Annotated in this window: 1 pseudogene; it reads left to right on the top strand. The window is 56.8% G+C overall.

Annotation, left to right across the window (positions count from 1 at the left end):
• A pseudogene (locus RA27_RS24940) lies at positions 1-5,988 on the top strand (hypothetical protein); the annotation flags it as partial.

The raw sequence follows: 5,988 nt of genomic DNA, 5'->3' as shown, positions 1-5,988 counted from the left end.
AGCCAACGAGACGGCAGTTTTTCGAACCCCCATGAATTTCTTCCCGGGATTACTGCAGACACACCCGTTACATTTACTCAAGGTTTATTTGGCACGCGCAATTACTACTACGATGACCCTGACACGGGGCTGCGTGTAAAGACGAATGTTGATTTCGACCTGGATACGGGCGATGAACGCGCTGTATTCACAACTGTGCTTACAAGTAATAATCCGACAGGTAGCACTGCCGACTTACTGATCGGCAATATCTACGCGGCGGACAATGTTGGTGTTGGGCAGGAGTTGAATGGAGCCGATCAAGTCGCCCATGAGAACCAGCTCTCATTGGCCACGCAGAGTGACTTCACGCGTAAGGCTTCGAACATCGGCTTTACGCCGGATAGCGGGTTTTCCTTTAGCGGAGGGGCGGGCAGTCCCTTTTCGGGTCTTACAGCTCCATTGCGGTTCAGCGATGAGATTACGGGCAGCACTAACGATTATTTGCTGTTCACCCCGGACACCACTTTCAGTTTTGACACGAGAGGGACGTGGCAGAGTTCGGGAGCGGGCCTGAGTTTTGGCAGCCTTGCAGACGATTGGGAGCCACTGAGTCCGTGGCAGTTCAATCCAAATCTTGGGTTGGATTTCGGCACACCTGTTGACGATTCCTTTGATCAAACCAGTTTTGGCGGGTTTCAGACCCACGGCTCTGTTGGCACATCGCTCTCGTTCCTGGGCGGGGCGCGCAATCATGTGAGCCCTCTGGTCATCGACCTTGATGGGGATGGCGTGGCGGCGGACCTTCGGCATATTTATGATGATGGGATCGTCTATTTTGATATCGATGCCGACGGCTTTGCCGAACGGGTCGGCTGGACAGGTGGCGATGACGGGCATCTGGCTCTGGACCGAAACGGCAATGGGGTAATTGACGACATCACCGAACTTTACGGCGATGATGCGATGCCAGCCTTCGACAAGTTGCGGCTGCATGACAGCAACGCCGATGGTGTGCTTGATGCGCAAGACGCTGACTTCGGATCATTGCTGGTCTGGCAGGACTTCAACCAGGACGGCATCAGCCAGGACAATGAACTCAAAAGCCTGGCAGAACATGATATCGTCTCGATTAACCTCAATGATCAGGCCGACGATCGGTTCGTAAAGGAAAATTACATCTCAAACGTCTCCACGGTTACATTTGCCGGGGGCGAGACAGCCGAGCTGGCAGATGTGCATTACCTCAACGACAACGTGAACACGTGGCAACTTGGAGCGCATAGTCAGGTCTTTGGCTCCAAAGTAACGGTTAACGTTGAAGCGCTTCTGCTGCCACAATCGCGCGGATATGGATCTCTTCCTGCCTTGCACCTGGCGATGACGGAAGATGCGGAACTCAAGGCCCTGGTGCGGAGTGTTGACCGGCTTTCGGTCTCGGAGATCGGTCAGGCAAGCGATCTGGTGGATGAGATTCTGCTGCGGTGGGCTGGCGTGCAGGACAATGATCCGTCGTGGCGCAATCCGGGTGGGGGCGGCAATATCGACAGCCGCAAGGTGGACTTTCTGGAAGAGTTCAGCGGGGTGAGCTGGCTGCAGCGCGGTCAGACGCCGCTTGTGGGTGTGAATGCGTCTACCGGGATCAATCAGGCCTGGCAGGGGGTGCAATCCCTGATGCTGAACCGAATCCTGATCCAAGGGCCGCTGGAGGAGCTGTTCGGTGAGGTCTCATATGACTTCATCCGCGATCAGGTGGTATTCACAGCAAGCTTGTCGGAGGTTCTTTCAAAGGCGAGTGATTTGGTCGCCGATCTGGACCCCGATCTTGCCCAAACCTTCTGGGCAACATTGGGGGACGTGCTGGTCTCCGTTCGCGACGACGTTGATGCGTCGGTCGCAGAAATCAATACAGCGATTGCGGACGCGTCAGGCCTTAACCTCTTCCTTGGAACAAAAACCATCACAGAAGCCGATGGTGTCCTGTTTACCAACGAACCCGGAGCCGAGACCGAACTGGTAGAAGGCGTGCGCGTTGGCGATGAAGAAGCCAATGTGATCGAGGGTGGTGCCGGCAGCCAAATGATCTTCGGCGAAGACGGTGATGATGTTCTGACCGGAGAAGGTGGCAGCGATTTTCTGCGTGGTGACGCGGGCGATGATACGCTTGATGGCGGCGACGGGGTTGACCGCCTGGAAGGGGGCGACGGCAACGACCTTCTCGAGGGCGGGGCTGACCGCGATATTCTGCGCGGGGATGCAGGGGATGACACGCTTCTTGGCGGAAGCGGCGATGACAACCTGGGCGGTGGTGCTGGCGCAGACCATCTTGATGGTGGCGAGGGCTATGATCAGGTCGACTACAACGATGCAAGCGGCGGCATACACATCGATCTTGGGCGAAGCCTGGCGCGGGGCGCAGATGCCGAAGGTGATACGCTGGTCTCCATCGAAGCCGTAAATGGTTCAAACTTCTCTGATGTGCTGATTGGCAGCGATGGGGCAGACAACATCAACGGCGAACGCGGCGATGATATTATCCTTGGCGGGGCAGGCAATGACTCGCTCTTTGGCGCCGAGGGGCGCGACCAGATTGATGGTGGTGCGGGTGACGACATCCTGACCGGGTATCATGGCGCGGAAGTCTTGGACGGTGGGGACGGAACAGATCTGGTTACGTACAACCATCCTTACCTGACGAACGGCGTGCACGCGAGCCTGGCAACGGGGCAGGGGTATTCCGGCGCGGCTGAAGGCGACACCTATCGCAATGTGGAGAACCTGCAGGGCAGCCAACGGAATGATATCCTCGAAGGAGATGACAACGCCAATGTTCTGTCGGGGCTGGGAGGCCTTGATGTCCTCAAAGGTGGCGGCGGGGACGATACGCTTGTGAGCGTGTATGGGCTGGATCATCTTGAGGGTGGGGCAGGGGCGGACCGCTTTGTTCTGCGGGCCTTGCGGGAAGATGCCTACCGGTTCAACGCTGAGGATGCGCCCGAGGACCCGGTCGGGAATATTCAGACCCGATCCTTCGACCTTCGGGAACTGGACGCCGTCATTCTGGACTTTTCCAGCGCGGAAGGGGATCGAATTGATTTATCCGGGCAAACTCTGGATGAGGTTGTGCTACGGGCGGCCGGACCGGATACGCAGATTACTCTCAACGATGGCCGGACACTGATCATCCGCGATGTGAGGCCTGAGGCTCTGACGCCAAATGATTTCATCTTTCCCGAGGGTGTTTCCGATCTGACAATAGGGGAGCCTATTGGTAGCGAAGCGAGCGCACGGCGGGGCAGCGATGCCGACAATGTCATTTATGGCACTGGTGGCGGTGAGCGTCTGGAAGGTCTTGGCGGCAATGACGACATCATCGCAGGTGCTGGCGATGACACGATTCTTGGTGGTGAGGGTAACGACTGGATTATCTCGGGTCGCGGGGCGGATGCAATCGACGGGGGTGCTGGCATCGATGTCCTCGGATATGCGGACAGCCCGGAAGCCGTGCAGGTCGACCTTGAGGCCGGAACAGGTGCCGGAGGGACCGCCGAAGGTGACCGGATTACATCGATTGAAAATCTGAATGGTTCTCATTTTGATGATATTCTGCTCGGAGGTGAAGGGCTGACGTCATCCGCGTCCTTTGGGGCGAATGTGTTTAGAGCGCACCGAGAGCTCATAATTGCACATAATGGCGACGACGTTCTTGACGGGCGTTCGGGGATCAATGTCCTGAGTGGAGGCAGCGGCGCCGACCGGTTTGTCATTACCGGCGGGACAACAACAACCGAACTCGCGCCCGGTGTGACCGTCACGAATGCTCGTGCCGTTAACGACATCACCGATTTCGAGTTTGGGCGAGATCTGCTTGATCTGCGCAGCATTGATCTTTCGGGAAAGACGCTGGTTGCTGAATGGGAGCCTTCGGCGCAAAGGCTGCGGATCTTTGTGGAAGGCGGCGACACGCTGCAGCGCGGGGCCATCGTGCTGAATAATGTTGCTCCCCAGGAGCTGCCGCACCATGATGAGCTGTTTGTCTTTGCTGAAGGAGGGTCCCCGCTTGGCCTGCAGGTGCGGGCTGCATCTGGAGAGACATCCGTTTTTGGATCGCCAGATACTGAGGCGCTTGTTGGCAATGGTCGGGGCAACTATTTCGTTCCTTTCGGCGGCGACGACGTGATCGAAGTTACGGAAACCCAATTCAATATCATCGCGCTGGAAAATGATCCGGATCAGACCATCCGGATCAAGAACTACGAACATCTTGTGCAGGGTCAATATTGGCACAAGGGTGCTCGGGAGGGGTCCGAGGGCAGTCTCACTCCGACCGACGGTGTCGTGTTGGGTGAGGGGGATGTTCGTAATACCGAGTTGGACATCTCGCGGATACCCGACGTGCGCGATCTCACCGATGTGGAAGTGAAACTGATCAGAAGCGGCCCGGATGCGGGGACGCATCTGGTGTTGCCTAACGGTCAACGTTTGATCCTTTTGGACTTTTTTCCGGAGACCGAAGCCAGCTGGCAATTCGGGCGTCTGGACTCACTCAATGAAGTCGGGGGGCTTGTTACCTGGCGGGACCGAACGCTTACTGAAGAGCGGTTTTCTTTCAACGATGGCACGATCACAGGGACGTTCCAGGACGATCATCTCATCGGCGGCCAGTATGACGACACGATTGCAGGCGGGCCTGGCCACGACACCCTGGAGGGCCGGGGCGGAAATGATCGGCTCGAGGGTGGAGACGGGTGGGACACGTTTGTGATTGCCCGTTCGCCCGGGACCGAGGATACGATCGTCGACTTTCAGGCGTGGCGGTATGGAGACCGGATCGATCTGACGGCGTTTACAGCAATAGCGAGTTTTGCAGCGCTGCAATCCCGTATGCGTAGTGACGGCTCTGATACGGTCATTGATCTGGGTGATGGTCAGAGTCTGCGTCTGCTGGACCTCTCTCCGAACGAAATTGGTCGTTATGCCATCGTAGGACCTGCGTCGTCCCGGAATGTGGACGAGACGACTGCACTCTTTTCCGGCAGTTACTCAGATTACAGGTTTGAGATTACGGAGGCGGGATACAATGTCATTGACGCGGCAAGTGGTACTCTGGATGCGGTTGAGGGTTTTGAGCGGTTTGTATTCGATGATGCTGAATTTGCAACCGACAGAATTGCAGACGCTCTGAATGAAGACGGCAGCCTGAACCAAATCTACACGGTGCGCGAAGATACAGGGTCCGAGAGGCTTCTGGTAACCGACACCGCACATGGCCGATACGCGATCGAAAACAGAGACGGTGAAATCATTGCTGTCACAAGAGAAGGTGAGCCACGAAGCGACGAAGATGGTACTGGCTGGACTGCGCAACATGTGGCTGCCGACCCAGCGGGCAGTGGCTATCACCTGTTCTGGACCGGCCCGAATGAGACCTACGCGGTTTGGAGGCTGGACGAACACGGGGCATTCACTTCCGGGTCCGGTGTACTGAGCGCGACTGAGCTGGCGGACTATGAAAGTGTCTTTGAGGCCGATCTCAATAATGATGGTGAAATCGGCCGGCGTTTGATCGTGGACGATGAGGCGTCCGGTCGGTACGGAAACGGGTTCAGTGGCCTGACTGATACCGATGGCAAAGTGAGCTTTACCTTTGAAAGCACGGGCCAGGATGTGGCGGTCAGTCTGCGCGCTTACGATATCGATTTCGATGATGAAATCGAGGTGCTGCTGAATGGCGTTGGCATTGGCTATCTTAACCGAACCGCAAACAACCGTTGGGGTGACAGCAGTTTTGAAATTGCAGCTTCGGAACTGCGCAGTGGGGACAATATTCTGGAGTTCCGAAATAAAGACGCCAGCTTTGTCTGGGGTTTTGAAGATGTTGCGCTGACCGGCATTACGCCGCGCAACGAGGCCCCTGCTGTGGCCCAGGCGCTGAGTGATCAGAGCGTTCGGGAAGATCAGGTCTGGCAGTACACGCTGCCGCAGGGCACCTTTGCGGATGCCGATGGC

Origin of the sequence: Ruegeria sp. ANG-R (assembly GCF_000813985.1) — a bacterium.
GTDB lineage: Bacteria > Pseudomonadota > Alphaproteobacteria > Rhodobacterales > Rhodobacteraceae > Ruegeria.
This window is presented reverse-complemented; position numbering and strand designations above follow the sequence as displayed.